Annotated in this window: 16 protein-coding genes and 3 pseudogenes; 1 reads left to right on the top strand and 18 read right to left on the bottom strand. The window is 54.7% G+C overall.

The genetic code is table 11. From position 1 onward, the window contains the following. Window positions 1-19: 19 nt before the first annotated feature. The 10 genes and pseudogenes from FPL14_RS20070 to FPL14_RS20030 form a co-directional block, all read right to left on the bottom strand. A pseudogene (locus FPL14_RS20070) lies at window positions 20-985 on the bottom strand (cellulose binding domain-containing protein); the annotation flags it as partial. Between the two features lie 55 nt (window positions 986-1,040). Beyond that, window positions 1,041-3,245 carry a glycoside hydrolase family 9 protein gene (locus FPL14_RS20065; RefSeq protein ID WP_407644677.1) on the bottom strand — a complete coding sequence of 735 codons (2,205 nt, stop codon included), beginning with the start codon at window positions 3,243-3,245 and terminating at the stop codon, window positions 1,041-1,043. Window positions 3,246-3,463: 218 nt separating this feature from the next. Further along, on the bottom strand, window positions 3,464-3,832 hold the full coding sequence (locus tag FPL14_RS30960) for a cellulose binding domain-containing protein (protein ID WP_229263997.1): 369 nt from the start codon (window positions 3,830-3,832) through the stop codon (window positions 3,464-3,466). Between the two features lie 11 nt (window positions 3,833-3,843). Further along, on the bottom strand, window positions 3,844-4,017 hold the full coding sequence (locus tag FPL14_RS30955; RefSeq protein WP_220471268.1) for a hypothetical protein: 174 nt from the start codon (window positions 4,015-4,017) through the stop codon (window positions 3,844-3,846). A gap of 62 nt (window positions 4,018-4,079) precedes the next feature. Next, window positions 4,080-6,443, bottom strand: coding sequence for a glycoside hydrolase family 9 protein (locus tag FPL14_RS30820; protein WP_229263594.1), 2,364 nt, complete (start codon window positions 6,441-6,443; stop codon window positions 4,080-4,082). A gap of 237 nt (window positions 6,444-6,680) precedes the next feature. Beyond that, window positions 6,681-7,664 (bottom strand): C40 family peptidase, encoded by a 984-nt coding sequence (locus FPL14_RS20050; RefSeq protein ID WP_229263593.1) that lies wholly within the window; start codon window positions 7,662-7,664, stop codon window positions 6,681-6,683. 338 nt (window positions 7,665-8,002) lie between these two features. Continuing rightward, window positions 8,003-8,877, bottom strand: a pseudogene (locus FPL14_RS20045) (cation diffusion facilitator family transporter). A gap of 463 nt (window positions 8,878-9,340) precedes the next feature. Next, window positions 9,341-10,969: an ABC-F family ATP-binding cassette domain-containing protein gene (locus tag FPL14_RS20040; protein WP_182299432.1), complete on the bottom strand. Its 1,629-nt coding sequence runs from the start codon at window positions 10,967-10,969 to the stop codon at window positions 9,341-9,343. After that, window positions 10,966-11,946, bottom strand: coding sequence for an MBL fold metallo-hydrolase (locus tag FPL14_RS20035; RefSeq protein WP_182299431.1), 981 nt, complete (start codon window positions 11,944-11,946; stop codon window positions 10,966-10,968). The genes FPL14_RS20040 and FPL14_RS20035 overlap by 4 nt, the downstream gene beginning before the upstream one ends. Before the next feature lie 119 nt (window positions 11,947-12,065). Beyond that, entirely contained in the window at window positions 12,066-14,495 is a 2,430-nt protein-coding gene (locus FPL14_RS20030) for a YcdB/YcdC domain-containing protein (protein WP_182299430.1), read from the bottom strand. A gap of 53 nt (window positions 14,496-14,548) precedes the next feature. Here FPL14_RS20030 and FPL14_RS20025 point away from each other — a divergent pair. Next, window positions 14,549-15,687: pseudogene (locus FPL14_RS20025) on the top strand (virulence factor). 196 nt (window positions 15,688-15,883) lie between these two features. Here the strand turns inward: FPL14_RS20025 and FPL14_RS20020 are convergent. The 8 genes from FPL14_RS20020 to FPL14_RS19985 form a co-directional block, all read right to left on the bottom strand. Continuing rightward, a complete protein-coding gene (locus FPL14_RS20020) occupies window positions 15,884-17,941 on the bottom strand; it encodes a hypothetical protein (RefSeq protein ID WP_182299429.1) in 2,058 nt (685 codons plus the stop codon). After that, the gene (locus tag FPL14_RS20015; RefSeq protein ID WP_182299428.1) at window positions 17,938-18,777 is read right to left on the bottom strand and encodes a carbohydrate ABC transporter permease; all 840 of its coding nucleotides are present in this window, start codon (window positions 18,775-18,777) and stop codon (window positions 17,938-17,940) included. The genes FPL14_RS20020 and FPL14_RS20015 overlap by 4 nt, the downstream gene beginning before the upstream one ends. Window positions 18,778-18,823: 46 nt before the next feature. Continuing rightward, window positions 18,824-19,717 (bottom strand): carbohydrate ABC transporter permease, encoded by an 894-nt coding sequence (locus tag FPL14_RS20010; protein ID WP_229263592.1) that lies wholly within the window; start codon window positions 19,715-19,717, stop codon window positions 18,824-18,826. Window positions 19,718-20,537: 820 nt separating this feature from the next. After that, the gene (locus FPL14_RS20005; RefSeq protein WP_182299427.1) at window positions 20,538-21,890 is read right to left on the bottom strand and encodes an ABC transporter substrate-binding protein; all 1,353 of its coding nucleotides are present in this window, start codon (window positions 21,888-21,890) and stop codon (window positions 20,538-20,540) included. Between the two features lie 99 nt (window positions 21,891-21,989). Next, complete coding sequence (locus FPL14_RS20000; protein ID WP_182299426.1) at window positions 21,990-23,612, bottom strand: response regulator transcription factor; 1,623 nt, start codon at window positions 23,610-23,612, stop codon at window positions 21,990-21,992. Window positions 23,613-23,615: 3 nt separating this feature from the next. Beyond that, entirely contained in the window at window positions 23,616-24,362 is a 747-nt protein-coding gene (locus tag FPL14_RS19995) for a sensor histidine kinase (protein ID WP_182299425.1), read from the bottom strand. After that, a complete protein-coding gene (locus FPL14_RS19990) occupies window positions 24,313-25,404 on the bottom strand; it encodes a cache domain-containing protein (protein ID WP_182299424.1) in 1,092 nt (363 codons plus the stop codon). Before FPL14_RS19990 ends, FPL14_RS19995 begins: the two co-directional genes overlap by 50 nt. Window positions 25,405-25,640: 236 nt before the next feature. Further along, on the bottom strand, window positions 25,641-26,687 hold the full coding sequence (locus FPL14_RS19985) for an ABC transporter substrate-binding protein (RefSeq protein ID WP_182299423.1): 1,047 nt from the start codon (window positions 26,685-26,687) through the stop codon (window positions 25,641-25,643). Between the last annotated feature and the right edge of the window lie 2 nt (window positions 26,688-26,689).

Below are 26,689 nucleotides of genomic sequence, written 5' to 3'. Positions count from 1 at the left end.
TCCTCCCTCGCTTATATCATTAAGGTGCCGTGCCCCATACAAGAGTGCCGTTCAAATAAAGCGTTACCTTGCTCCAATCCGCATAAGCCGTCTTCGTCGGGTCGTACGAGTAATCGTCCGCCTCGTTGAAATTCGACCAGTCCGTCTTCGCCATCCGCAATTGGATATCTCCCGACTGTCCGTTCGGCGCGAGCGTGCCGGCTCCGGTTGCGAACGACAGCTCGACGTAAGCGTCCGCGCCCGTACCCGAAGCGCTGCCGAACGTCACCTGAATGTTCGTGCCGCCAAGCTGCGCCCAATCGATCCAGGCATTCATCGCCGCGCTTCCGTCTTTCGTGAAATAATAGCGAACCTTCACGTCGCTTAAATTTACGGCCGTCGCGCCGATGTTCTTGATGTTCAGATGGGGTTTGATTTGATTGTCCGTCGCGCTCGTATCGGCGGCTTTGTACTGAACGACGAGATTACCCGCCGGCGGTACTTGCGGAGTCGCGCTCGCTTGACCCGAGTTCGCGCTCTCTCCCGTCGCGTTCACCGCGCTGACTACGTAATAATAAGTCGTCCCGTTCGTTAAGCCCGTATCGGTATAGCTCGTAGCGGCAACTCCCGTCGCTACGTTCGCGTACGGCCCGCCGCTTATCGCCGCGCGTTTTACCGTGTAGCTCGTTGCCCCGCTGGAAGCCGTCCAGCTTAACGTCGCTTGAGCATTGCCCGCCGCTGCCGTCAAGCCCGCAGGCGCCGCTGGCAAACTTTGCGGCGTTGCGCTTGCCTGCGCCGAATTCGCGCTTTCTCCGACCGCATTAACCGCGCTTACGACGTAGTAATAAGTCGTTCCGTTCGTCAAGCCGCTGTTCGTAAAGCTCGTTCCTACGACCCCCGTCGCCACGTTGGCGTACGGTCCGCCGTTTGTCGTCGCGCGCTTTACGTTATAGCTTGTCGCGCCGCTTGAAGCGGTCCAACTTATTGCCGCTTGCGCGTTGCCCGCCGTTGCCGTCACATTGACCGGAGCCGCAGGCACCGTCGGAATACTGCCGCCCGGCTCAATGCCGAACGCCATTGGCCGCGCTGACGACGAAGTAGTACGTCGTTCCGTTAGTCAGGCCCGTAGCCGCGTAATTCGTAGAGGTCACTCCCGATGCCACTGTCGCGTAAGGCCCCCCGCTAGTCGCGGAACGCTTAACCGTATAGCTCGTCGCGCCGCTCGATGCGGCCCAGGTTAAGCTCGCTTGCGCGTTGCCCGCGGTTGCGGTCAAGCCGGCAGGCGCCGCCGGAGGCGTCGGAACGACCGGTCCCGGCTCGTTGCCGAATACTTTCGTTCCGTTGTCGTATACCGGAATATATGCCGTCTTGACCGTGGAAGTCGCCGACAGGCCTTGCGCGGAATAATCGTTGGCCGGATTCCAGAAAGAAGTCCCGGAAGGCGCGGCCAAACGGAATTGGACTTCCTTCTTGTAAGCGGACTGACCGCCGGGATAAATTTTCGTTCCCGTGAAGTCTACAACCACATAATAAATATGATTGGCCGCGTCATAAGGAAGCAGCGCGGACACGGTCGCTCCTTGATTGTAGTTGGTATTGATCGTAATGTTGCTGGAAGTGTAACCCGCGTTATATACCTCCGTCAGGTCGACATAATAGCGGAAGCTCAACTTATCGCCCATCCGTGCCGGCCAGCCGGAGCGATTGTTCACGAGCGCCTTGATTTCCGTATAATTCGGTCCCGTGCTATTAAAGGAGGCTTCGACGAACATTTCGTCTTCCTTCGTTTCAGGCGCGGGGAAGTTGGCCAGAGGCTGTTGTCCCGCTCCATAGAGCAGGTTCATTTTGGCCAGTACCCCGGTGAATCCCGCGTTGTAATCCGTCGCGACTTCGTTGCTGACGTAATCGCCGATCGAATCGGTGTAGCCGTCGCTGCTATTCGGACCTCCGACCAACGCTCCGTACAATACATGGCGATGGTTCGCCGGAACGGACTGGCTGTCCGCCCATGAACCGTGGGATGTCCGGTGATGCGGATGCTGAGGCGAATTCGTCCCGTACCCGATCACGTAACTGCTGTTGCGCGGATTATCGCCGAGCACGTAGAGCGCTTGATTCGTCGCGAAGGTCCGGTATTTGTTTTTCTTGGCCGTATCCGTTACCCAATCGGAATAGACGAACGCCAAGAAAGACGCATTCATGGAGTATCGCAACGAACCCCACGTATCCAGCCAAGCCAGTCCGCCCGGAGAGTACGTGATTCTCTCGCCCGTACCCGGAACGCCGGAAGTCCAATAGTCCAGATTACGTTCCGTCGATGTGATGAAGGAGGCGTCATTCGTGATTCGCGCTAACAATAATTGAGCTCCGTAGTGTTTGTCGTCCCAAGCGTGAGTCCATTTGTATCCCCAGTTCGTCGATTGCCCCTCCTTGCCCCAATTGTTCGAAGCCGCGATCGCCTTGGTCAGATAAGCAGAATTATTCGTTGCCAAGTACAACCACGTTGCGCCCCAGGAAAGCTCGTCCCAATAGCCCGACCACGAGTTGTAGTAGGATTGGGCATCCGTTACGCAATCGCTATATTTGCCCTTGTACGTATCGGCGAAAGAATACAACTGTTCGGCATGTTGGAGCAAGGTAGCCGCGTATACCGGATCGGTTTCCTCGAACACCAAGGACGCAGCCGCTAATGCCGCGGAGGTTTCCCCCGCTACGTCCGATCCCGGACAGGAAGCCGAGATTTTATAGGAGGGCCGGTTCATCTGCATCACTTCGGCCGGTCCCCACCAAGCATGATCCGGTCCTCCTTGTCCGACCTGGACGTACAGCTCGTTGGGAGCCGTATGCGCTTTAATAAAATAGTCCGTAGCCCACTTCAGGTTGTCCAGAATTTCTTCGTATTGACCCGCTTGCTTATACCCGTCTTCATATTCGTAGACCGACCAAGCCAACATGGTCGCCGACGCCGCCATCGGCAATCCGAATTTCACGTGGTCTCCGGCATCGTACCAACCGCCCGTCAAGTCTTTGCCGACGTCCGCCCCGTCCGTCATTCCCGAATCTCCGCGCCAAGCCACGCGATTATTCGCCGGGAGGTCTCCGGAACGTTGCGCCTCGTAAAAATAAATCGATTTTTGCAGGGCTTCCGCGTAATTGTAAGAACTGACCGAAGCTTTCGCCGAAGGAGCGGCGAACGGCCCCGCCCCGAGCAGCAAAGAACACCCGATCGCCGTCGTTGCCGCTATGCACAACGTCTTCTTCCACATCGAATTCATGCAAATTCCCTCCTGTTCAATTAATAATTCGATCATACTTAGCCCGACGTTCTTGCCGGCTATTCATCACCTCCTTAAGAAAAGGGGTTTCTGTTGTAACCGCTTTCCAATTCCCGTGCCAAAACTGCCGTTCACGCCGCCGGAACCGTCGCGCGATGAGCTGTACCGAATGTCGCGGATGGACTTCGGCACAGCTCTATCGGATTCGATTAGGGCTCGGTCCCCCAAACCAACGTCCCGTTCAAGATCAGCGTTACCTTGCTCCAATCCGCATAAGCCGTCTTCGTCGGGTCGTACGAGTAATCGTCCGCCTCGTTGAAATTCGACCAGTCCGTCTTCGCCATCCGCAATTGGATGTCTCCCGACTGTCCGTTCGGCGCGAGCGTGCCGGCTCCGGACGCGAAAGTCAGCTCGACGTAAGCGTCCGCGCCCGTTCCCGAAGCGCTGCCGAACGTCACTTGAATGTTCGTGCCGCCAAGCTGCGCCCAATCGATCCAGGCATTCATCGCCGCGCTTCCGTCTTTCGTGAAATAATAGCGAACCTTCACGTCGCTTAAATTTACGGCCGTCGCGCCGATGTTCTTGATGTTCAGATGGGTTTGATTTGATTGTCCGTCGCGCTCGTATCGGCGGCTTTGTACTGAACGACGAGATTGCCCGCCGGCGGAACTTGCGGCGTTGCGCTCGCTTGACCCGAGTTCGCGCTCTCGCCGACCGCGTTCACCGCGCTGACGACGTAATAATAAGTCGTTCCGTTCGTCAAGCCCGTATCGGTAAAGCTCGTTGCGGCAACTCCCGTCGCTACGTTCGCGTACGGTCCGCCGCTTATCGCCGCGCGTTTACCGTGTAGCTCGTTGCGCCGCTGGAAGCCGTCCAGCTTAACGTCGCTTGCGCATTGCCCGCCGAGGCGGTCAAGCCCGCTGGAGCCGCCGGCAGCGCAGGCGCTTGCGGCGTTGCGCTTGCCTGCGCCGAATTCGCGCTTTCTCCGACCGCATTAACCGCGCTTACGACGTAGTAATAAGTCGTTCCGTTCGTCAAGCCGCTGTTCGTAAAGCTCGTTCCTACGACCCCCGTCGCCACGTTGGCGTACGGTCCGCCGTTTGTCGTCGCGCGCTTTACGTTATAGCTTGTCGCGCCGCTTGAAGCGGTCCAACTTATTGCCGCTTGCGCGTTGCCCGCCGTTGCCGTCACATTGACCGGAGCCGCAGGCACCGTCGGAATACTGCCGCCCGGCTCAATGCCGAACGCCTTCGCTCCGTTGTCGTACACCGGAATATAAGCCGTTTTCAAATGGCTGCCTCCGCCCAGCCCCTGATAGGACGGATCGTTAGCCGGATTCCACGGCGCTCCGTTCGGCACGGTTAACGTGAAAGTGGACTGCTTCCGGTACTTATTGATATCTCCGGGATACAGACTCGTACCCGTAAAATCCACCGATACGTAATAGACAGTACCGCTCCATTGCATCAAACCGGTAATGTTGGCCCCGCCCGCGTTGTCCTTGCGAATCGTGACGTCGGCGACGTTATATCCGGACTGCAGCAACTCGCTCAGATCGACGTAATAGCGGAAAGACAATTTGTCGCTCGCCCTAGGAGGAAGTACCGAAGCGTTGTTCAAATACGTATCGATCGAAGTCGAGCCCGCCGAATACGTATTGGCCTTCGCTTCCACGTACATTTCATCCGGTGCCGCGACGGCCGGGGGAAAGTTCGCCAGCGGCGTTCCGCCGAACATCAGGAACATCTTCGCGACGGCGCCGGTAAACCCGGCATTGTAATCGGTCGCGACTTCATTGTTGAAATAATTGCTGCGGTCGTCGGAGTAGCTATCGTTGCTCCCCGGTCCTCCGACAAGCGCTCCGTACAGCACGTTGCGATTGTCCGTCGGATTCTGGATACTGCCGACGATCGAGCCGTGCGCGCTGCGATGGTGAGGATTGATCGGCGGATTGTTGCCGAACCCGACCACGTAGCTGCGGTTGCCCGGATTATCCCCTAGCGCGTAATTAATCTGGGAAATGCCGAAATTGCGATAGGTTTGCGCCTTTGCGGGATTTGACGCTTCTAGCCAATCCGAGTAGACGAAGGCAAGGAACGACATGTTCGACGCGTAGCGCAGCGAACCCCATTGGTCGAGCCACGCCAGCCCGCCGGGGGTGTACGCGATTCGTTCGTTGTCCGCCGTGCCCGTCGTCCAATAGTCGAGGCTTCTCTCCACGTTCATTTTGTAGGCGGAATTGTTCGTTAGCTTGGCAAGCAGAAGCTGAACCGCATAATGTTTGTCATCCCATGCAAGTCCCCACTTGTATTCCCAATAAGGGCTGTTTCCGTAATTTTCCTTCTTGAAGTTTTGCGTCATATTCTCGGCATACGTCAAGTAAGCGGAATCATTCGTCGCCAAGTAGAGCCAGACTCCGGCCCAAGCCAATTCGTCGTAATAACCGCTGAACGAATTGTAGTACCCTTGCGCATCCGCGATGCAGTCGCTGTATTTGCCCCGATACGTATCCGCGAAATCGAATAACTGCTCCGCGTGGGTCAGCAAAGTAGCCGCATAGGCGGGGTTGGAAGCATTGAACAGTATCGACGAGGCCGCCATCGCTGCGGCCGTCTCGCCTGCCAAATCGGAGCCCGGGCAAGAGGCGTCGATCTTATAAGCGGGACGTGACATCGTCATCGTTTCCGGCGGTCCCCAGTACGCGTGATCCGCGCCGCCGTTGCCTACTTGCCCGTACAGGACATTCGGTTGCGGATGCGCTTTGATCAAATAGTCCGTCACCCATTTGATATTGCCTAACAGCTCGTCCGTCTGCCCCGTTTGAGCGTATGCGTCTCCGTACTCGTATGCCGACCAAGCAAGCATCGTAGCCGAATACGCCATCGGCAAACCGAACTTGACGTGGTCTCCCGCGTCGTACCAGCCTCCCGTCAGGTCGAGGCCGACATTCGAACCGTCGGACAGCGCCGAATCCCCGCGCCATTGCACCCTGTTGTTCGCGGGAAGATCGCCCGCCCTCTGCGCCTCGTAGAAATACATCGATTTTTGCAACACTTCCGCATAGTTGTATGACGGATTGGCGCTAACCTTACCGGCAAAACCGAAGGTACCGGTAAATCCCGTCAATGCAACCGATGCCGCGAGCGCCAAAGCCCCGCATTTGCGTCCCCATCCGGCAGTCCCGATCATGATATGATTCTCCTCCTTTTATGGAAAAGGTTTTCTATCCTGCACTTCCATTATAAGACCGCGAAGAAACCCGAAATGTGCGGATTGTGACCACTTTTTCGCGTTTTTGTAGTCGATTTTCGTTTTATCGAAAAAAAAGCTTGGCCTGACCGATGCCGGAACGGAGACCATGCTTATGATTTAAAATCCGAAAGCCTCGTCATCCGTAGATAACGAGGCCTTTGCTTACCGCCGGTATTATAGCGCGCTGCCGCCGTACAGGAAGCGATACTCCCAATGCTTGCCCGAGATGCTGTCCGTGCGGACGCCGCCCGAGTCTTTGGAATAAGTGTGCAGCACTTTGCCGTCTCCGAGATAGATGGCAGCGTGGCTGATTTTCTCTCCGAACGAATTTTTACCGGAATAACTAGACGCTTTGGTTCCCTTGTAATCCATAAAGAACATCAGATCGCCGCGTTTGAGCTGGTGCCAATCGGTCGTGACGGCTCCTTTGCCCCTGACGTATTCGCCTTGTCCCCGCGAATCCGCCGGTAAAGTAACTCCTATTGCGTCTTTGAACATTTGCCGAATGAGATCCGAGCAATCGAACGTATTCGTGTTATTGCGGCTAGAACCGTACTCGTATGGCGTACCCAAATATTTCATCCCCGCGGCGATGATCGATTCTACTTGATTCGAACCCGGAACGGAAGGCTTCGAGGGAGACGGATCCGCTATCGATCCCGTCACCTTAATATATTTGGCATCCGTGCTCACGTAACCCGACTGCCCCTTGGAATCCGTTACCGCATACCAATACGAATTGGGTCGTCCGGTTACCTTAACCTGCTCTCCCTTGGCCATATAGCGAATACGGGAAGCGCTGGTCGAAGGGCTTGTCCGGAAAGATACGCTTCCGACGATCGTCGCGTTCGCGCCGGCAACCGTCCCGCTGCCGACGTTCGAACCGTTTACGCGAACGTATTTGCTATCGGTAGATATGTAACCCACATTTCCGGAAGAATCCCTCACCTGAAGCCAATAGCTATTGATTTTATCGAGTATGACTACTTCCTCGCCTTTGCCTATCATGCGAATAACAGCACCTGAAGTACTAGGCGCCGTGCGGAAATTCACCCCGGATTGGATCGTGCCGGTCGTGGCTGCGGCGTTCGCTTGGGGCTGGGGAAAAGCTGTCCACGCCATCGTCGCCACCATGAGACACATCAAAGTTCGTTTCACTTGCGAAGTCCTCCTCTGGATACGGCGTTAAGGGGGGCAACCCCTTACTTGCTTTATTATAGAGGGACGCCCAAAGCCTTCCATCGGGCGTCGAGCCCAGCGACTAGGACTCCGCATGGGGAATAAGTTCCAAGCTCACGTGGGTCCCTGGCACGCCAAACCGCGCCGCATGCGGATCTTGGGCGATCGTTTTCCCCAAACTTACCAGCTCGTCGCGGCCGTTTAAAACAAAAACCGCCGCCGTTAGGCGACGATATCGGACGAATGCGGGATTTCTGAGAAAGATTAACCTTGCTAACGCTACTTAAGTCCCATTGTCTTGCCAGAGATGCCTGGTTTCAATTTTCGTTTACCTCGGGCTCGACGTGAACATGCACGTTCAGAATGTCTTGTTTGCGTTGAAGTCTCTGCTCCACGGCATCGCTGATCTTATGGCTTTCGATCAGAGACAGCGCCGGGTCAACGGTCACGATCACTTCGACGAGAACGGTGCTCCCGTGAAGGCGCGCGCGAATATCCTTGATCCCGCGCACTCCGTCCGTTCGTTCGACGACTCCTCTTAACGACATAAGCTGCCGCACGTCAAGCCGTCGGTCAAATCGTGCGTCGCCGACCAGAATATTTCCCATGCCGTCTTCAAGATAATCAGGGCAACGACAACCGCCGCAACGGCGTCGAGCCAAGGCAATCCGAGACCCGCTCCGAAGATGCCGACCGCCGCCCCGATGCTGACGAGCGCGTCGGAACGATTATCCTTCGCGGCGGCCATTAGCGCTTGGCTGCGGACAAGCCGCGCGAGCCGGGCGTTATAGGCATAAACTCCGAACATGGCTATCGCTGCCGCAAGGGCGATCCATCCGGCGGTGATGTCCGGCACTTCGTAATGCCCATTCCAAATATTGCGGATAGCCACTTGCCCGACCTGCAGACCGACCGTCGCCATGATGAAAGAGGCGATTAGCGCCGCGATCGTCTCCGCCCTTAAATGGCCGTACGGATGATTAGCGTCGGGAGGTCTTCGCGAGATGCGAAGGCCTATGAGGACGGCCACGGATGCTACGATATCGGTGACGTTGTTGAAGCCGTCAGCCGTTAATGCTTCCGAAGCGAAAAACCAACCGGCCGCCAGCTTCATTGAAGATAGCACGAGATAAGCCGCAATGCTGACCCATGCGCCTTTCTCTCCCTTTTTGATCTCGCCGTACACGTCCATCGTCACCCGTAACGCCTCCTCTCCATCGCATTAGTTTAACCTTTCATCTTATGTCCGAAACTGGGTTTATGGATTTTTTTAAGTTGTAAGGGCACGATGACGGCTCGGACTCACTATAGTCGCATTTTGCGACAATGAGAGGGTACGTCGATGGTTCGGCCTCGCTATAGTCGCTTTTTGCGACAATGAGAGGGCACGATGACGGTTCGGACTCACTATAGTCGCTTTTTGCGACAAAGAGCGGGCACGTTGGTTCGGCCTCGCTATAGTCGCTTTTTGCGACAATGAGAGGGCACGTCGATGGTTCGGCCTCGCTATAGTCGCTTTTTGCGACAATGAGAGGGCACGTTGACGGTTCAGCCTAGCTATAGTCGCTTTTTGCGCTATAAATGGGGCTCAACGCAACCGGCTGCCTCCAACTGCAAAAAACGCTTGCCGATCAGTGCCGGCAAGCGTCGAAATCTTATCTATCTTCTTCTGGGATCAACTTCGCGCGAAGCTCCTGCACTTCCGGATGCTCCAAGTACTCGTCGAAAGTCATCATCCTGTCGATGATACCGTTAGGCGTAATTTCGATTATCCGGTTGGCGATCGTCTGCATGAACTGATGGTCATGCGACGTAAAGATAATCGGTCCGTCGAAGTCGATCAACCCGTTATTGAGCGCCGTAATGGACTCCAAGTCCAAGTGGTTCGTCGGCTCGTCAAGCAACAGCACGTTGCCGTTCGTCAGCATCATGCGGGAAAGCATGCAACGTACTTTTTCTCCCCCGGACAATACTGAGCCCTTCTTCAGCGCTTCGTCGCCCGAGAACAGCATCCGGCCAAGGAAACCGCGGATGAACGATTCATCCGGATCTTTAGTGTATTGACGTAGCCATTCGACCAGATTCAAGTCCACTCCGTCGAAATAGGCCGAGTTTTCCTTAGGGAAATAAGCTTTTGTCGCCGTAACGCCCCATGTCACCGCGCCCTCTTCAGGCTCTTTTTCCCCGACGAGAATTTGGAACAGCAACGTTTTGGCATGGCCGTATGGACCGACCAGCGCGATTTTGTCGCCTTTGTTAACGACGAAGTTAACGCCATTCAACACTTTCTCTCCGTCCAGAGTAGCCGAGAGATTTTCTACCGTTACGACTTGTTTGCCTACCTCGCGCTCCGGCTTGAAGTTGATGAACGGATATTTGCGATTCGAAGGACGGATATCGTCCAGCGAGATTTTGTCCAATAGCTTCTTACGGCTTGTCGCTTGCTTCGCTTTGGATTTGTTCGCGGAGAACCGTTGAACGAACTCTTGCAATTCCTTGATCTTGTCTTCTTTCTTCTTGTTCTGGTCGCGCATGAGCTTCATCGCCAATTGGCTGGACTCGTACCAGAAATCGTAGTTACCGACATACATTTGAATCTTGCCGTAGTCGATATCCGCGATATGCGTACATACTTGGTTCAAGAAGTGACGGTCATGGGATACGACGATAACGGTACCTTCGTAACGGGACAAGAAATCTTCCAACCAGTTGATGGACACCAGATCCAAGTGGTTGGTAGGCTCATCGAGCAGCAAAATATTCGGATTGCCGAACAAAGCTTGCGCGAGCAACACGCGAACCTTCTCGTTACCGCTGAGCTCCGACATTTTCTTATCGTGCAGTTCGGTCGTGATACCGAGGCCGTTCAACATGCCTGCAGCTTCGCTCTCGGCTTCCCAGCCGTTCATTTCCGCGAATTCGGCTTCGAGCTCGCCGGCGCGCATGCCGTCTTCGTCCGAGAAATCCTCTTTCAAGTAAATGGCGTCTTTCTCTTTCATAACCTTGTACAGACGATCGTGTCCCATAATGACCGTCTCCAATACGTTGAACTCGTCGTATTCGAAATGGTTTTGCTTAAGGACCGCGAGACGCTCGCCCGGCGTGATGTGAACTTCGCCAGAGGAGGATTCCACTTCGCCGGACAGGATTTTCAGGAACGTGGATTTACCCGCTCCGTTCGCTCCGATCAGACCGTAGCAGTTGCCGGGAGTGAATTTGATATTTACATCTTCGAATAGGGGGCGTTTGCCGAAACGCAGGCTTACGCCGGATACGGTAATCATGAGTCTAATCCATCCTTTTCTTTTTCTTTGGGGGTTTCTAGAATATGGCTTTCGAACCGCAAAGTCTCGCCATGCTGCAGAAGCAGAAGCTTCTCTTCCGGAATGCCGAGCTGCACCCTAGCCGCTTCCAATCTCTGCAAAGCCTCGGCCGGAGTGTCGTCCGAAAGCTTAAATGCACCGTAATGCATAGGTACGAAATACTTCGCCTTAACGTCCAGGAAAGCCTGCAAAGCTTCTTCCGGGCTCACATGCTGGGAAGCCATGAACCATTCGGGATCATAAGCTCCGATCGGCAGCAGGGCCATATCGATATCGAACTTCCGTCCGATCTCGCTAAATCCGCGGAAATAACCGCTGTCTCCCGCAAAATAAATCGTCGGTCCATGATCGATCTGCAGCACCCAACCGCCCCAATGAGACGTGTTCATATCCCAAGGGTTGCGACGCGTCCAATGCTGGGCCGGGACGAAAGTAAACTTCACCCCGTGGAACGAAGTGTCCTCCCACCAGTGCAGTTCTTGGGCTTGAAGAAACCCGCGCACGATCAGCTTTTTTCGCAAACCGGCCGGGACGATCATCTTCTTCGGACCTTTAAGTCTCCGCAAAGACGATACGTGCAGGTGGTCATAGTGGGCATGCGAGATCAGAACAACGTCTATCGACGGCATGTCCGACAATTCTATACCGGGCGGAGCCAGTCTCTTCTGAAATGCCATCCTACGGGCCCATACGGGATCCGTAACGATGTTCAAGCCCGCCATCTGTATAAGAAACGTGGAGTGGCCGATCCATGTTATAGATGGCTCGCTGCGATTATGCTGTAAAAATCTCAGGTCTGGCTCGACGTTACGGACGCACTCTCCGTATTCTTTGTTGCGCAGCTTGCGAAACCTATCTTCACGCCAACGGTCGAATTGATCCATCGATGCTTTGCCAGCACCTACGGAATCCAAATTTCCGAAGCGTCTTCTAAGCATGGAATCCCTCCGATGATGTGCTCATGTATACTATATCAGGAAACTCAGAAATGTACCAAGGTACTCAAGAAAAAAAGCCCGACCCTAACGGGCAAGGCACTCTGTCGAACATCTATTTATTAATTACCCGTCTCTAACAGAGAATAATCCATCTTTTGTTGCTTCTCCGCCAGTTTAACTAAAACCTCCGAAACCTCTGCCAAGGTAACCTTTGATAACGGCTTGAATTCTCCCTTATGTGCTGTCATGAAGCCGTACTTCAGAGCGAACGCCACCGCTCCGCGATTCGTCAAACTCTTATTATCTTTAAGTTTATTTACGGAGGCAGCTCTACTTAATTGGCTTGCTACTTTCTCGCCCCCCGTTATGGCAGTTATCCATATAGCCAGTTGTTCCCTGGTTAGAGGTATATCCGTCTGAAATTTCGTTTCCGGAGCTGGTTGTAGCCATTTTCTCTTAATAAAAAATTGAATATCTCCGCTATATGGTGAATGAACATCGATATCCGTAAATGCGGGATTATCCATCCGGGGACCAGTCGGAAATAGCGGTTGGACCGCCAATCGAACCATACGCAAGAATTCTCCTCTGGCAACCGTCCGATTCGGATTCAACTTCCCTTGTTGATCCAGAAATATAACGCCATGGTCAAGTAGCATTTGCATGGCCTTAGATGACTTGTGTGAGGCGATATTCGTCGGCAGTGTTCCACCGATTACTGGAGTGAGGATACCATTCATCGATATTCTTTGCCCTGTGCCCGCATCGAGCGCGAATAAATATCCACTATATTTCATCCTGTCTACGGGTATAAATTGCACATACGATTCCGGGCGTACATATTGACCATCCTTCGTCACTTTCGCCCCCGGATCGTCACTTGCATACATAGGCTCTAGCTCAAAATCGTCCAAAAGTTTTTGTTTCGCTTGTTCTGCCGATATTTCGTTCTTCAGAAGCGCTAATTCAGATATAGTCGGAGACTTCATTTGACCTTCGTACTCGACTACCTTGCCGTTGCCGTTTAAGGTAATCGTCATGTCCTGGTTATTAACCGGAATTCCCCGATAGAACATTATGTATTTTATCCGAATATAGTAGCCCCAATCGTCGTCTGCCTCGAGTAGTATTCCTCGCTTATAACGAGCGGAGAAATCTTCGACGTGAGCCACCATCCAACGATCCGCGATGACCAAAGCTTCGGAAGCCGTTATCTTCGGTAACGCGCTCTTTTGTTCCTCGGTTAATCCGTGGAATAAGACATCGGCATGGGTGGTAAAAGAATAAATTTGTCCTGTATCCGCATTTACTTCTGCTTCTACCCCCCGAGATTCGGGCTCATCCCGATTTTCCCCTCTAAGAACCCATAAGTTCGGAGAACTCGGATCGATATCGGATCGATTAAAGCCAGTCCATTCCATGTTATCGGGAATTTCCGCGTAAGCCTCTATTTCGAAAATCGCTTGCTGCTTCGAAACGGTATGCTTGACGAAAGGCATACTATCGGAGGTTACCGATCTCATCTCCAATGGATCTCCCCCCTTGAATCGATACGTAGAAATTGGGGAGCCATTCTTTGCATCAATTGCTTCGCTCAAGGTTTGAATCTCGTAAGCCAAGTTCCAATCGCTATTACTGTCGAAGAAAAACGGATTAAAATTCGTATAGTTCAACCTCAGGCTGAGCTGCTCGGACCATCGCGCATGAGCTTCAGAAGAAGACAGCTTGATATCGACTGGGGCAAATGTCCCGGGATCCCCCGTAAAATAAAAGCCCTTCACATCCCCGCTGCCATCCAGCGAGACATGAACTCGAGTATTATAAATCGGATAACCATTTATGATGACCGCAAAAGAAAAAGAATATCTTGCACTACCGAACAACGGAGAGATTGGCTCCGTATCTTCCATATTCCAAGGCACTACGCGTAACCCCGCTCCTTTTAGGGAGGGCAAGGCTTCCAATATAAACTTCTTTGAAATTCCCATTGCTTGCTCCCTATTAATCTTCGCGGGATAAGAAGAATCTACGTTGGGTGTCCCGTCCCATGAGCGCCAATGAACGTCCAACAAATCCATGGTCATCGCGTCCACGTTAACATGCAATTGGGTAGGGTGAGCCCCCGCCCCCTTTGTCCAAACAAAATGCCAAACCGGTACAGTTAGACGCGCGATATCATCGCTCCTGTACGTTAGCTCCGATAGGCTAGGCTTCAGGGAACGGACGTCCGGCAGCAATTGAACAACCTTTTCCATCGCGGATTCTTGGGAAAATACAGCGATAGCAGGATCCGGCTTTGGCTCTCCGAAAGCCGAAGCAGCACTGCCTATGCATAGCGACAAGCTCACTAACAAACTAAACGCATAACGATAAATGCCGGATACCCGCCATTGAACGGTAGGGGGTTTCCGACTGTTGAACTTAACAACCGCCGAAAGGAGTAGAAAAGCACGCACGGGCCAAGCCTCCCAAGTTACACTTAGTAAATCATAAGGTAATTCTGCAAATGATGGATCAATCCTTTTTTTCGACAACCGCAATTTTGGCATTTCGGTCCCGATTAAGGTATTGTGGAGTAAAAGAAGAAAGCGAGGGGTATTCCATGAAATTGTTGTCCATCGAGCCTACCCCAAGTCCCAATACAATGAAGCTGAACGTGGACGTTAGGCTCGATCCCGGAGTTCAGTTGAATTACGGCAAATACTCGACGGCGGTGCCTCCGTTAATCGCGAAACTGTTGGAGGTTCCCGGCGTCAAAGCGATATTCCATACGTCGGATTTTCTTGCCCTGGACCGCAGAGGCAATGCGGACTGGGCCGCCATTCTAGACGGCGTCAGGGAAGCATTCGGAATCGCGGCCGGCGGATCGTTAACCGGTCCGGGAGAAGACGCGGGGGGGTTCGGCGAGGCTCACGTCCGCGTGCAAATGTTCCGCGGCATCCCGATGCAGCTTCGGGTGCGCAGCGGAGGCCAGGAATTCCGCGCGGCTATGCCCGAACGATTCGCGCAAGCCGTGTCCGAAGCCGCGGGAGCGACGATGATCCGCGAGCGCATGCTTGAGGATCTTGGGGTTCGCTATGGCGAACCTCAGGAGGTACTGGACGAAGTGCAGCGGGAGCTTGAAGCGGCCTATTCCGACGCTCGGTTGCGCGACTTAATCCGCCAGTCGATAGCTGCCGGACCGGAAGCCGCCCCTCCCGTGCCACCCGCTCCGTTAACGGGGGATCAGGTCATGAAGGCCCTCGATTCCCAAGAATGGCAAGAACGGTATGCCGCATTGGAACGGCTTAAGCCTACGCCGGAAGATTTGCCGGTCATCGCCCGTGCGCTCCATGACAGCCAAATGTCGGTGCGAAGGCTCGCCGTTGTCTACTTAGGCGATCTTCGCACGCCGGAATCGTTCCCGTATCTGTTCGCGGCTTTGAAAGACTCGTCCGGTTCCGTACGCCGGACGCGGGCGATACGTTGTCCGATATCGGCGACCCGATCGCGATCGCGCCGATGATCGAGGCTCTCGAAGACTCCAACAAGCTCGTTCGCTGGCGCGCCGCCCGGTTCTTGTACGAAGCGGGAGACGACACCGCGCTGGAAGCCCTTCGCCGGACGGCGACAAGCGAAGCGGAATTCGAAGTTCGCCTGCAAGCCGAGATGGCGGTTGCCCGCATCGAACGCGGCGAAGAAGCCGCAGGCTCCGTCTGGCAGCAGATGACTAGGATGCGCGAGCAGCAAGCGGATAACTAAAACAATTAGCAGGGCTGCCGTAGTAGAGAAACTCGTAGTAGAGAAACTCTCCTCGGCAGCCCTGTAGTCGTTTTGTAATCATAACGTAATATTCCTTTCATCCTCTCTTCATGTTCAGAGGTTAAGATACATACATGACCCCCCTTTGAAATATATAACTTGAGGCTTGCGGCCCGTTGCCGCAAGCCTCCTTTTTTTAACCTAGCTTCCGTTTGAACTCCGCCAACGATGCGGCCGCCGCGCCGCAGCCCCAATCGAAGATCGTGAACTCTCCCAATCCGTCGACGGGAGTACCGTCGTGGTGATTGAAGTTTTCCATGTGGAACCCGTAATCCCGTTCGTCGAAGTGCGGGTGCACCGACTCGTACATCGCTCTTACCGCCACGTTCTCCGGACAATACATCATATAGAAGGACGCCTTCATTGCCCATATCGCGCGGGCCCGGTAGCTATCGTTGTCCGTCAGGCGGTAATAGTCCCAGTAAGTTAAAGCAAAGAGGCTTTGACGCGCGTCGTTCCATTCGTCGTCGCTGGTCATGACGCCGAATCCGCCGACCGTCGGTACCGGGAAGAAGTCGGGCTGCCAGATTTGCTGGTACAGCGAAGCCTCGGCGAGCACCTGTTCCCCGTGCTCCAACCACTGCGGATCTCCCGTGACGGAATATAAATCTTTGAAAGCCTCCGCCGACCAATACATCCCGAAGTTGCATTGGTTATACAAGCCGCTGCGAGAATCCTTCTCCCCGAATTGCTTGCCTTCCCATTGCCGGGAGCACGACCAGTACGTCTCGAAATCTTCCCATCGGCCTTCGGGCACGATCCGGTCGGCGACGAAAGTTGCCGCTCGGATCGCCGCGGCGACGTACTTGTCGTCGGGCCGCAAGCGATGAAGCAAAACGAACAGCATGGCGTGCATGGACGTCTCCGGGCTTTCCGTTAGGAACGGGGACGTCCCCGCTCCATCCAATCGGACCCAAGCCGGGAATGCCCCGTCTTCCCGCTGAAGCGCGAGCAGTCTCTCCGCATACCGCGTCACGTAAGGCAGTATCCGTTCGTCCCGTTTAATGTCCCGGTACCATTTGAGCAGCCACCAACACGTCCACGAAGCGTCCAGCAGATGGATATGCTCCTCGTGTCCCGCGGGACGCCTCGGACCCGACATGTACCACCGGCCCGACTCCCACCGGTTGTCCTCGCCGGCTTGGTAATAACCCGGGAACAAGCCGTCCGTCTGGGGGGCCGACAGCGCGAAGTTAAGAGCGAGTTCGGCTTTCTCCTCCCAGTCCGTCCTGCCTTTCTCCCGTCCCCATAAAGCATATCCGTACGCCGAGCGCAGTCCGCAGAACCACGCTTGGTTCCATAAACTCTTCGGCTCGCGCCACTCCTCCTCTTGTCCGAAGCCGGGCTTCTGCCTTGCGCAGACGAGGAAGACGACTCCTCCGACCTCCGTCCCTCCTTCCAACCGGAATTGCTGCCAAGCGACATTCTTCCATCGGTCCAGCGCCCAGCCGTAAGCATAATTGGCATACGGTTCAAGCGACGATAGCTCTTTCGCGCCTCCGTCTTCATCGGACACCGGCATCGCCTCGCGTCCGAACCGTTCCCAGAGGAATCGTTCCACGGCACGGAAATCGCGCTCTCTTTGTCCCGCCTTCTTTTCCCATTCCACGAGATAAAACCGGAACTGCAACCTTCGATCCAGCACTTTCGACCTCGGCGTCAGTCGGTGATAGACGTGTCCGACTTCCTCGTATTCGCATAATCCGTAGACGAGCTCCCGGTCGGAAACCGTATAGTCCATTACGTTCGGAACGTCCCTATCGCTTGCTAAGGAGTGCAGATCGGGAACGAGCGCCGTCATCGCCGTCCCGTTCTCGAAGACGATCGCCGGAGAACGGAAAGCTTTATCGCCGACGACCATTCCTTCAGACGGCGCGAGATGGGGCTTCCAGACGCATTCTAGCGAGGATTCGTTCTCGAAGTACACTTTCGCGCCGGAGAACGGCGTCGATGCTCCGGGAAAATCCCTTCCGATCGTCACCGTCACGCATGCGACTTTCCTCTCGTTCGTCGTCTCGCCTCCCTTTTCCCAATCCAAACGAACCTCGATCGGAACGTCGTCCGCGCTAGCCGTCCAGACCGCTTCGTCCGAACCGTACAACGCCGCTCCGAACTCGATTTCTTTCCACAAGCCTTCCTCATGCCAGCGAAAGCCCACCTTTTCGTTTAACCAAACCGGAAGCACCCCGCTCACCCCTTTACTCCGGACATCGTAATACCTTGCACGTAGTACCGCTGCAGGAACAGGAACACGATCAAGATCGGAACCGAGCTGATCGAGGTGGCGGCCAAGATTTTGCCCCACGAGATATTGCGCAACGACTGGAACGAAGAGATCGCCACCTGAATAACCTGCTTCTTCTCTTCGTTGATGACGACGAGCGGCCAGAGAAACGAGTCCCATTGGTTGAGGAACGTCATGATGCCCAGCGTGATAAGCGCAGGCACGGCTGTCGGCAGCACGATCTTGGCGAATATGCGCGACCACCCCGCTCCGTCCATACGGGCGGCGTCCAAAATATCTCTCGGGATGTCGGAGAAAAACTGCACGAGCATGAAAATGCCGAACACCCATACGATCTGCGGGACGATCAACGCCATGTAGGAGTTGATCCAATCGAAATCGCGCATAAGCAAATATTGCGGAATCATGATCACCTCGTACGGAATGACCAGCGAAGACATGAATACCGTGAGCAACAGCTTTTTGAACGGAAATCTTAGCTTCGCGAAGGCGAAAGCGGACATCGCGTTGACCAGCAAGCCTATCGCCGTGACGATAACCGCGACGAACAACGTGTTCAGCATGTATCTGCCGAACGGCTTGCTAGGATCCAGGAAAATATCTTTGTAATTCTGCAAAGTCCATTCGACCGGCAAGAACAATTCGGGACTTAAAGTCGTATATTTGAAAATTTCCTCGTGGGTGCGGAACGAGCTCATGACCATCCAATAGATCGGGAAAATGGCGATGCCCGCTATGGCGATCATGACCGCCGTACGAACGATGACGATGAATGTTCGATTCATAGGTCCGTCTCCTTGCTTTTGAAATTTCGTAACGCCCAGCGCATGCCTAATACTCGACATCCGTGCGGAAGATTCGAAGCTGCACGATGGAAATGATCAGCACCAGAAAGAAGAACAGAAACGCGGCAGCCGCAGCGTACCCCATATTCATCTGCTTGAACGCCGTTTCGTAGATGAAATGCACGACCGTGCTCGTCGAACCCGCCGGTCCCCCGCTCGTCGTAATGTAGATCGGTATGAATATTTTCAGGGCGTCCATCGTCGTAATAATGACCACGAAAGCCATCGTCCTCTTCAAGAGGGGCAAGGTGATGAGGAAGAATCTTTGAACGGAGCTCGCTCCGTCCACGTGCGCCGCCTCGTACAGCGATTCGGGGATATTGTTGAGCCCCGCGAGGAAAATGACCATAACGAAGCCCATCGCCCGCCAGATGCACAGCGCGATGATGCCCAGCATGGAAATGTCCGGGTTGGACAGAAAATCGAGCGCCGGCAATCCCAGTCCCTTAAGCACGACGTTCAGCATGCCGTAGTCTTTGTTGTAGATGAGCCTGAATACCGTCGAAGCGATCGCGAATGACACGACGACGGGGATGAAATAGACCGTTCGGAAAAAACCGACTCCCCGGAACTTCTTCTGCACGAGCAGCGCCAATCCGAGAGAAATCGCCGTCTGCACGGGAAGTACCACGATCGTGAAGTAGAACGAATGCCATAGGCTTGCCCCGAACGCGCCGTCTTCGAACAGCTTGCCGTAATTGGCAAAGCCAGCGAAGGAAGACTGGGAGGAAATCAAATTGTAGTTCTGAAAACTGATGAGCAGCGCGCGAAACATCGGGTAGAAAATGAACACGGCGAGCAGGATAAACGCGGGAACGATAAAAAGGTAGGCGGCCCTCGATTCTTGCTTGTCGTATACCGCGAATCTTGGATTTTTCAACGGGAAACCCTCCTCCGATCCTTGCGGATATCGGTTTTATGGAACGACAAAGGGGAGTAAGGACGTATGCCTTTCCCTACTCCCCCTGCATTCCTGTTTCTGATAAGCAGTTCAAAAAGTCCGCTTTTGATCACGATGCTGTTCGAGGCGGTCGATTCGGCTTCGAATCTTGGATTCAGCCGGGCCCTCCGGTACTCGCGTAGGATTTGCCTACGCTCCGTTCCTCGCTCCCTAAGCTTCTTCCAACCTTCTCGGTGCTGAAAACCGAACTTTTTGACCCTGATTGGTTAAGGCAGTTCAAAAAGTCCGCTTTTGATCACGATGCTGTTCGAGGCGGTCGATTCGGCTTCGAATCTTGGATTCAGCCGGGCCCTCCGGTACTCGCGTAGGATTTGCCTACGCTCCGTTCCTCGCTCCCTAAGCTTCTTCCAACCTTCTCGGTGCTGAAAACCGAACTTTTTGACCCTGATTGGTTAAGGCAGTTCAAAAAGTCCGTTTTTGATCACGATGCTGTTCGAGGCGGTCGATTCGGCTTCGAATCTTGGATTCAGCCGTGTGGCTGGGACTCTGATCCGAGATGATAACGCTATGCCATCGCTTTATTTCAATAAGTTCGGTGTTAGGAGTGGAAATAGCGTTATGGAATCACCTTATCTCTCCCCATGCGCCCCGTTTCGATGGATTGGTAACAGAATAACGTTATGCCATCACTCTATCTGCGTCATGTAGCCTATCAGATCCAGAAATAACGTTATCCCATCACCTTAGTGCGTTCGCCCCACCTGACTCCGGCAGCTATGCATAACTGATCGCAGAGGAGCTATTGCTGCTTCTGGATCGCCAATCCGTCTTCGATCTTCTTGACCGCTCTAGCCAGTGCTTCGTCCACGTCTCCGTTGCCTAATCCGACGTCCTCGAACAAAAGGCGGATCGCTTCGCTGATCGCCGGATACGCCGGGGTGACCGGGCGCGGATGGCCGTATTTGGATAGCTGCTCGGCATAGATGTTCATAGGATATTCTTTCAATTCCGCGAACGCGTCGAAGGTCGATTGGCGGGCCGGCAAGTTTTTCGTTTCCTCGTACCAGACTTTGGACCCTTCTACTCCCGTTACCCAGTTCACGAAAGCCCATGCTTCGTCGGGATGCTCGGACTTGGACGTAATCGCCATTCCCCAGCTTCCGGTCGTACCGATCATCTTCTGGTCTTTCCACAGCGGTGCGACGTCGTAGTCGGCGCCGAGCTTGAAGTTCGGGAAGTTCTGCTCCTGGTAGGAGAACGCGAACGGACCGTCCACGTGAATCGCCACCTTGCCGTTCCAGAATGCGTCTTGCGGCAGCTCCTTAGGAGACACCTTCTCCGTATTGAAGAGCGACTTCCAGAACGTCATCGCTTTCTTAGCTTCCGCGGAGTCCAGGTACCCTTTCGCCGTCGTGCCGTCCGGACTCAGGATTTCCGCGCCGGCCTGCCACAGGAACGCCATCTCCGAATACGGAGCGCCTTCGTGTCCCGCGAATCCCCACGGCGTCGGGTTCCAGCCGTACACGCCTTTGGCCGGATCGTTCAGCTTGCGCGCGGCGTCCAGCACTTGGTCCCAAGTCCAAGCTTCGTCCACGTTCTTGGAAGGAAGAGGGATCCCTTTCTCCTCGAACATCTTTTTGTTGTAGAACATGACGATCGTGCCTTCGTTGTTCGGCGCCGCGTACATTTTGCCATTAAAGGTTAAGCCTTCGATGACGGGCTTGAGCAGATCGTCTTTGTTGCCGTCTTTGGCGAAATAATCCTCAAGCGGGATAATCGCCCCGGAATTGGCGTAGGAAGCCAGCGTCGGCGCGTCCAGCGCCATGATGTCCGGAGGATTGCCCCCCGCGAGCGCCGTGCGGATCTTCGTTTCGTACTGGTCGTTCGGAATCATTTGAAAATCGATCTTGATGTTGGGATGCTTCTCTTCGAAAGAAGCGATCAGCTTCTTGAACGCTTCGGCTTCGGGAGCGTAATCGTGCCGCCAGAACGTGAGCGTTACGGTTTCCCCTTCCGCTTCGGACGGCGCCGCGCCGGACTCCGCCGGCGAAGCCGACGCGGGGGCATTCGTGCCGGAATTCGAATTCGAGGAACATGCGGCAAGCCCGAATGCCAATACGATGGTAAGCGCAAGCAACAAACTTTTTTTCATATGACCCTCACCCTTCGGTTAATGTGCTGCATCTACAGGCTAGCATCCGTCGGGTGCGCCTTGGAATTCGTCCTCTTTGGATGTTCGCATATAAAATCGTCAGGTAGCGGGCAACGTCGGAAGGTTGCGGTACTCGTTCGGACTGATCCCGTAATGCTTCTTGAACACGCTGCTCAGATAGCTCGCGTTGGCGAAGCCGACGAGCTCCGCGATGTCCGCTAGGCGCATCTGCGGGTCGCGCAGCAGCTCCGCCGCCTTGCCGATACGCACTTGCGTCAAGTAGTCGCTGAACGTCGTTCCGATCTGCTTCTTGAACAGTTCCGACAGGTAGGTCGGATTGAGATGGAAACGATCCGCCATCATCGTCAGGCTTAACTCGTTCATATACGAGCGTTCGATATAATCGCGGACGGCTTCCACCGCCGAAACTCCGTCCGAGACGCGGGAACTCTGGATTCCCTCGACGACCCTCGCGGCGATTCCGTTCAAATAAGGAATCGCGTCGGCTCCGGAACCGATCTTCCACGCCGCGTCCGGCAACATCCATTCCTGCGTCTCGGGAACCGCCAGCTTATGCCTGCGGGCGGATTGGTCCAAGAGCAGGATGACGCGAAGCACGAACGACGCGACGCCTTGCATCGGATAATTTTCGGCCTGGACCACCGTCTCCACCGTGCTGGAGAACGTTCTCAGATCGGCGTTCTCGAGCGCCAGTTCTAGCCTCTTCTCCACTTCGGGGGACAGCTCCGTGAACGTATCGGATACGGGATCGGGCATGACGATCTGGGAGATCGCGCCCGATCGGCTTTGGCTCCAGCTCAGCATGGCCGACACGAACCCTTGACGCATCGCAGCCGTCCCGCGGACCGGAACGCCTATGCCGATGACCGTCTCGACCTTCAAATAGCGGTGAATATTGGACTGAAGCTGATTGCAGAGCAAAATTCTGCGGCGTTCTCCTTCCTCCTCGTCCGAAGCGGAAACAAGCACGTGCATCATTTGAGGATAACCTCGATGGTGGAATACGAATGCGGAATCCCGCCATTCGAATTGCTCAAGCGTCTCTCTGCACAGCAGTTGGAAAGCAAGCCGAAACAACCCGCCTCCTTCGGAACGCTCCCCAAGCCGCCCCTCCTTCATCCGGTATTCCGTACTGACGAATTGAAGGCTTCGGGTATCGTTCAGCCAGACGTCCATGCCGTAGCGGCCAAGCTCTCTTCGCAACGCGCCGACCGCGTCCGCGTCGTCGTTGCCGATCCACTCCAGCACGAGCCGTTCCTTTAACACCGACTCGCTCTCCGACAGCCGGTGCCGAACCGTCTCGTCCATCGTCGCGGCTTGTCTCTCCGAATCCAGTTCCTCCTTCAGCTTGCCGAGTATGCTCGCCAGTTCGCCGCGGACGACCGGCTTCAGCAAATAATCTTTCGCCCCGCACTGAAGCGCCGCTTTCACGAAATGAAAGTCGTCGTAACCGGAAAGCACGATGGATTTCACCCGAGAATAGTTTTCCGCGCATTGCTTCAGCAGCTCCAGCCCGCTCATAACGGGCATCCGAATATCGGTAAGAATCAGGTCGAAACGCTCCCGTTCCAGATAAGCGAGCGCTTCTCTTCCGTCTTGAGCCTCTCCCGCGATCGTAAAGCCTAGAGCCGTCCAATCGATCTTCAACTTAAGTCCGCTGCGAATTTCCAATTCGTCGTCCACGAGCAGTACGCGATACATCGGTTATCCCTCCTTCATGGGCAATCGCAATGCGATACGGGTGCCTTCGCCCGGACCGGACTTCATCCGGACGCTGAAGCCCGCGCCGTAATGGAGCGAGCACCGCGCCAGAACGTTGCGAAGGCCGATTCTTCGCCCGTGGGCGCTGAGCACGTCTGTCATACGGCCTCTGGCCATTTCCTCCTGCAACTCTTCGATCAGCTCGACCGACATCCCCGTCCCGTTATCCGACACTTCGATGACGAGCGAATCCCCTTCTTTGGCCGCGGCGATACCGACGCGCGCGCCGTCCGGGTTTTCCTGGCTGAACTTGATCGCGTTCTCGACGAGCGGCTGAAGGATGAACTTGACGATCGGCGCGTCGCCTAGTCCCGGCGATTCCGCGATGTCCACGCGAATGCGATCGCCGAAGCGGATTCTCATGATGGAGACGTAGTATCGGATATATTGCATCTCGTCCCGCAGCCTGACGAGATCGCTATCGGCCCGAAGCGAGTACCTTAACATCTGGCCCAGCCATTCCGTAACGTCGATGACTTCGTCGCTGCGTTGTTGCGCGGACAAGCTGCCGATCGCTTCCAGGGTGTTATATAGAAAGTGCGGGTTAATCTGCATAAGCAGCGCCTTGTATTCCGCATCCTTGCGCCGCATATTGGACTGAAATTCGGTTTCGATCAGAAACCTCAGCCTTTGGACCATGTTACGGAACACCTTGACGACATAACCGACTTCGTTGCGGGGAATCGGCATCTTCGCAAGAGCCTCGTCCTCGAGCCGGCCGAAGTCGCCCCGTTCCACGAGTCTCATGGAGGCCGCCAGCCGCGTAAGCGCCGGGCGATGCCGGACGACAACCAGAACGCGGCAACGATCGTGAGCAACAGCAGCAGCGCCCCGACCGCAGCATCGTCTGCTGGACCCGCTTCATTTTCTCGAACAGCTCGTATTCCTTAACTTCGCCGATTAACATCCAATTCGCGCTTTTGATTTTGCGATAGAGGATCCGGTGTTCCTCCCCATCGTGCGCTACGGTCAGCTTCCCGCCGGAGTGCTTATCCTCGCGGATAACGGGCATCTCCTTCAGGAACCCGGACATGCCTTCGTCTATTTGCTGGTTCAATACCGGACGTCCGTCCATGTTTACCAAATATACGCGGCCCGTCTCTCCGAATTTGATCTTGTCGAGCGATGTCTGGATCTGCGAGGTTTCCACGTTCAGCTTCAATACGCCGATGTTGCGGAACGAGCTTAATTGCACGAGATTGTAGAGGAGACTGTTCATGCTTTCCTTCTGGAGATAGTTCGGTTGATAGGGGTCGACGTGGGCGGGCACCCAGCGGATTTCGTCCCGCTTGAACGTGGCGTACCAGTCGCTGGCGAGAAATGCCGGATCGTCGAACACTTGGTCGCGTATGCCGACGGCCGTTCCGTTCTCGTTGAATAGCGTAATGGAAGAGATAGAGGAGTGGTTAAGCGCGATGGAAGACAGAAACTTGCGGATTTCGGCGTCGGCCGTGATCCGTTTCTCCTGAGGAAGGCTCCTGTCCAGTTGGACGGTGATCCATTGCTGCGTCACTTCGTTGCTGAGTACCTGGTTAGCCACGTCCTCGACCTGCGTCGTCAGCGTGTTCACGAACGAAGCGTATTGGTCCATCGTCTGCGACGTCGATTCCTCGATGGACGTTCCGATGACGGAGTTCGATGCTTGCGTGAACACGGCGACCATCGTAATGAACGGGACGATGAGCAGGACGATGAACGTGACGGACAAACGGGTTCTGAGCGAGTAGAACATAAGGAGCCCCCTCCATATAAGGAAAACCCCCTCCGGACGGAGCCTGAAAGGGGGTGTTGCGGATCGGTTGACGCAGACGCGGCGCGGGCGTAGCGTTCGTTGCTAGGCGTGCTCCGCGCGAGACTTTCCTCTCTACTTTATCAGCAATCCGAAGGGGATGGAATTCAATTTTTTCGGGGACGGACATGCGAATTGTTCAGGCAAGAGATTCATGGCGAACGTCGGTTTATCGCGGCTCAATACTTCCGGTTCGCCGCTTCCCTCTCCGCCATCTCTTCCGTAAAGACGCTCTCCGGCGTCACGATACGTTTCGGCAACGTTCTGCCGGCTATCAATTCTTTAACCGCCTGCATTAGATTCGGTCCTAGCAGCGGATTGCATTCGACTACGCAATTGATCTTGCCTTCCGCCATCATCTCGAACGCTTTGCGGGTTCCGTCGACGGAAATGATAATGATATCTTTGCCGGGAACGAGCCCGTATTCTTCGATAGCCTCGATTGCCCCAAGCGCCATGTCGTCGTTATGGGCGAACAGCACGCGAATGTCGCGTCCTTTGTCCTCCAAGAACGATTTCATGACCTCCTTGCCTTCCTTCTGCGTGAAGTTCGCGTATTCGCTTTTTAGAATTTTGAAATCTTCCCGTTTGGCCATAATTTCGCGAAAGCCTTTGCCTCGTTCGATAGAAGGCGATGAGCCTTCCGTTCCTTTAAGCTCGACGATGCCGATAGAGCCGACCTCGTCGCGCATTTTATCCAATAAGTATTTGCCGGCCTTTCGTCCTTCCTCCGTGAAGTCCGAGCCTATAAACGTGACATACAGAGACGGGTCGTTAACGTCTACCGAACGATCCGATAGAATAAGCGGGATGCCCGCTTGCTTCGCTTCTTTCATGATCGGTTCCCAGCCCGATTGGACGACCGGAGCTATCGCGATGACGTCGACCTTCTGTTCGATAAATCCTCGGATGGCTTCGATCTGCTTTTCCTGGGACTGCTCCGCGTTATCGAACAGCAGCTTGATTCCCGCTTCCTTCGCGGCCTCCTGTATCGACTCCGTATTCGCCAGCCGCCAATCGCTCTCCGAGCCCAGCTGGGAAAATCCAAGCGTAATGTCCTGCCGGGAAGAAACGGGAATTTCCCCTATAATGTCCTGTCCCGCGATCGTCTCCGTCGGTACGGGAGGCTGCGGCGTCACGGAAGAGGACGAAGAACTGCACCCCGCGAGAAGCAGAACAACCATAACGGCTATGATCCCCCGCAAGCTCTTAATGCCGAATTTCATTT

It is taken from the genome of Cohnella cholangitidis (assembly GCF_014107495.1).
GTDB classification, from domain to species: Bacteria; Bacillota; Bacilli; order Paenibacillales; family Paenibacillaceae; genus Cohnella; species Cohnella cholangitidis.
The sequence above is the reverse complement of the archived record's forward strand: the minus strand, read 5'-3'. Positions and strand labels throughout refer to the sequence as shown.

Bases quoted from the DNA above. Each gene is read 5' to 3' on its own strand.
- FPL14_RS20005 (WP_182299427.1), bottom strand. From the start codon at position 21,890: ATGAAAAAAAGTTTGTTGCTTGCGCTTACCATCGTATTGGCATTCGGG.
- FPL14_RS20040 (WP_182299432.1), bottom strand. From the start codon at position 10,969: ATGATTACCGTATCCGGCGTAAGCCTGCGTTTCGGCAAACGCCCCCTA.
- FPL14_RS20065 (WP_407644677.1), bottom strand. From the start codon at position 3,245: ATGTGGAAGAAGACGTTGTGCATAGCGGCAACGACGGCGATCGGGTGT.
- FPL14_RS19985 (WP_182299423.1), bottom strand. From the start codon at position 26,687: ATGAAATTCGGCATTAAGAGCTTGCGGGGGATCATAGCCGTTATGGTT.
- FPL14_RS20000 (WP_182299426.1), bottom strand. From the start codon at position 23,612: ATGTATCGCGTACTGCTCGTGGACGACGAATTGGAAATTCGCAGCGGA.
- FPL14_RS20035 (WP_182299431.1), bottom strand. From the start codon at position 11,946: ATGCTTAGAAGACGCTTCGGAAATTTGGATTCCGTAGGTGCTGGCAAA.
- FPL14_RS20030 (WP_182299430.1), bottom strand. From the start codon at position 14,495: ATGCCAAAATTGCGGTTGTCGAAAAAAAGGATTGATCCATCATTTGCA.
- FPL14_RS19995 (WP_182299425.1), bottom strand. From the start codon at position 24,362: ATGCCGATTCCCCGCAACGAAGTCGGTTATGTCGTCAAGGTGTTCCGT.
- FPL14_RS19990 (WP_182299424.1), bottom strand. From the start codon at position 25,404: ATGTTCTACTCGCTCAGAACCCGTTTGTCCGTCACGTTCATCGTCCTG.
- FPL14_RS20015 (WP_182299428.1), bottom strand. From the start codon at position 18,777: ATGAATCGAACATTCATCGTCATCGTTCGTACGGCGGTCATGATCGCC.
- FPL14_RS30820 (WP_229263594.1), bottom strand. From the start codon at position 6,443: ATGATCGGGACTGCCGGATGGGGACGCAAATGCGGGGCTTTGGCGCTC.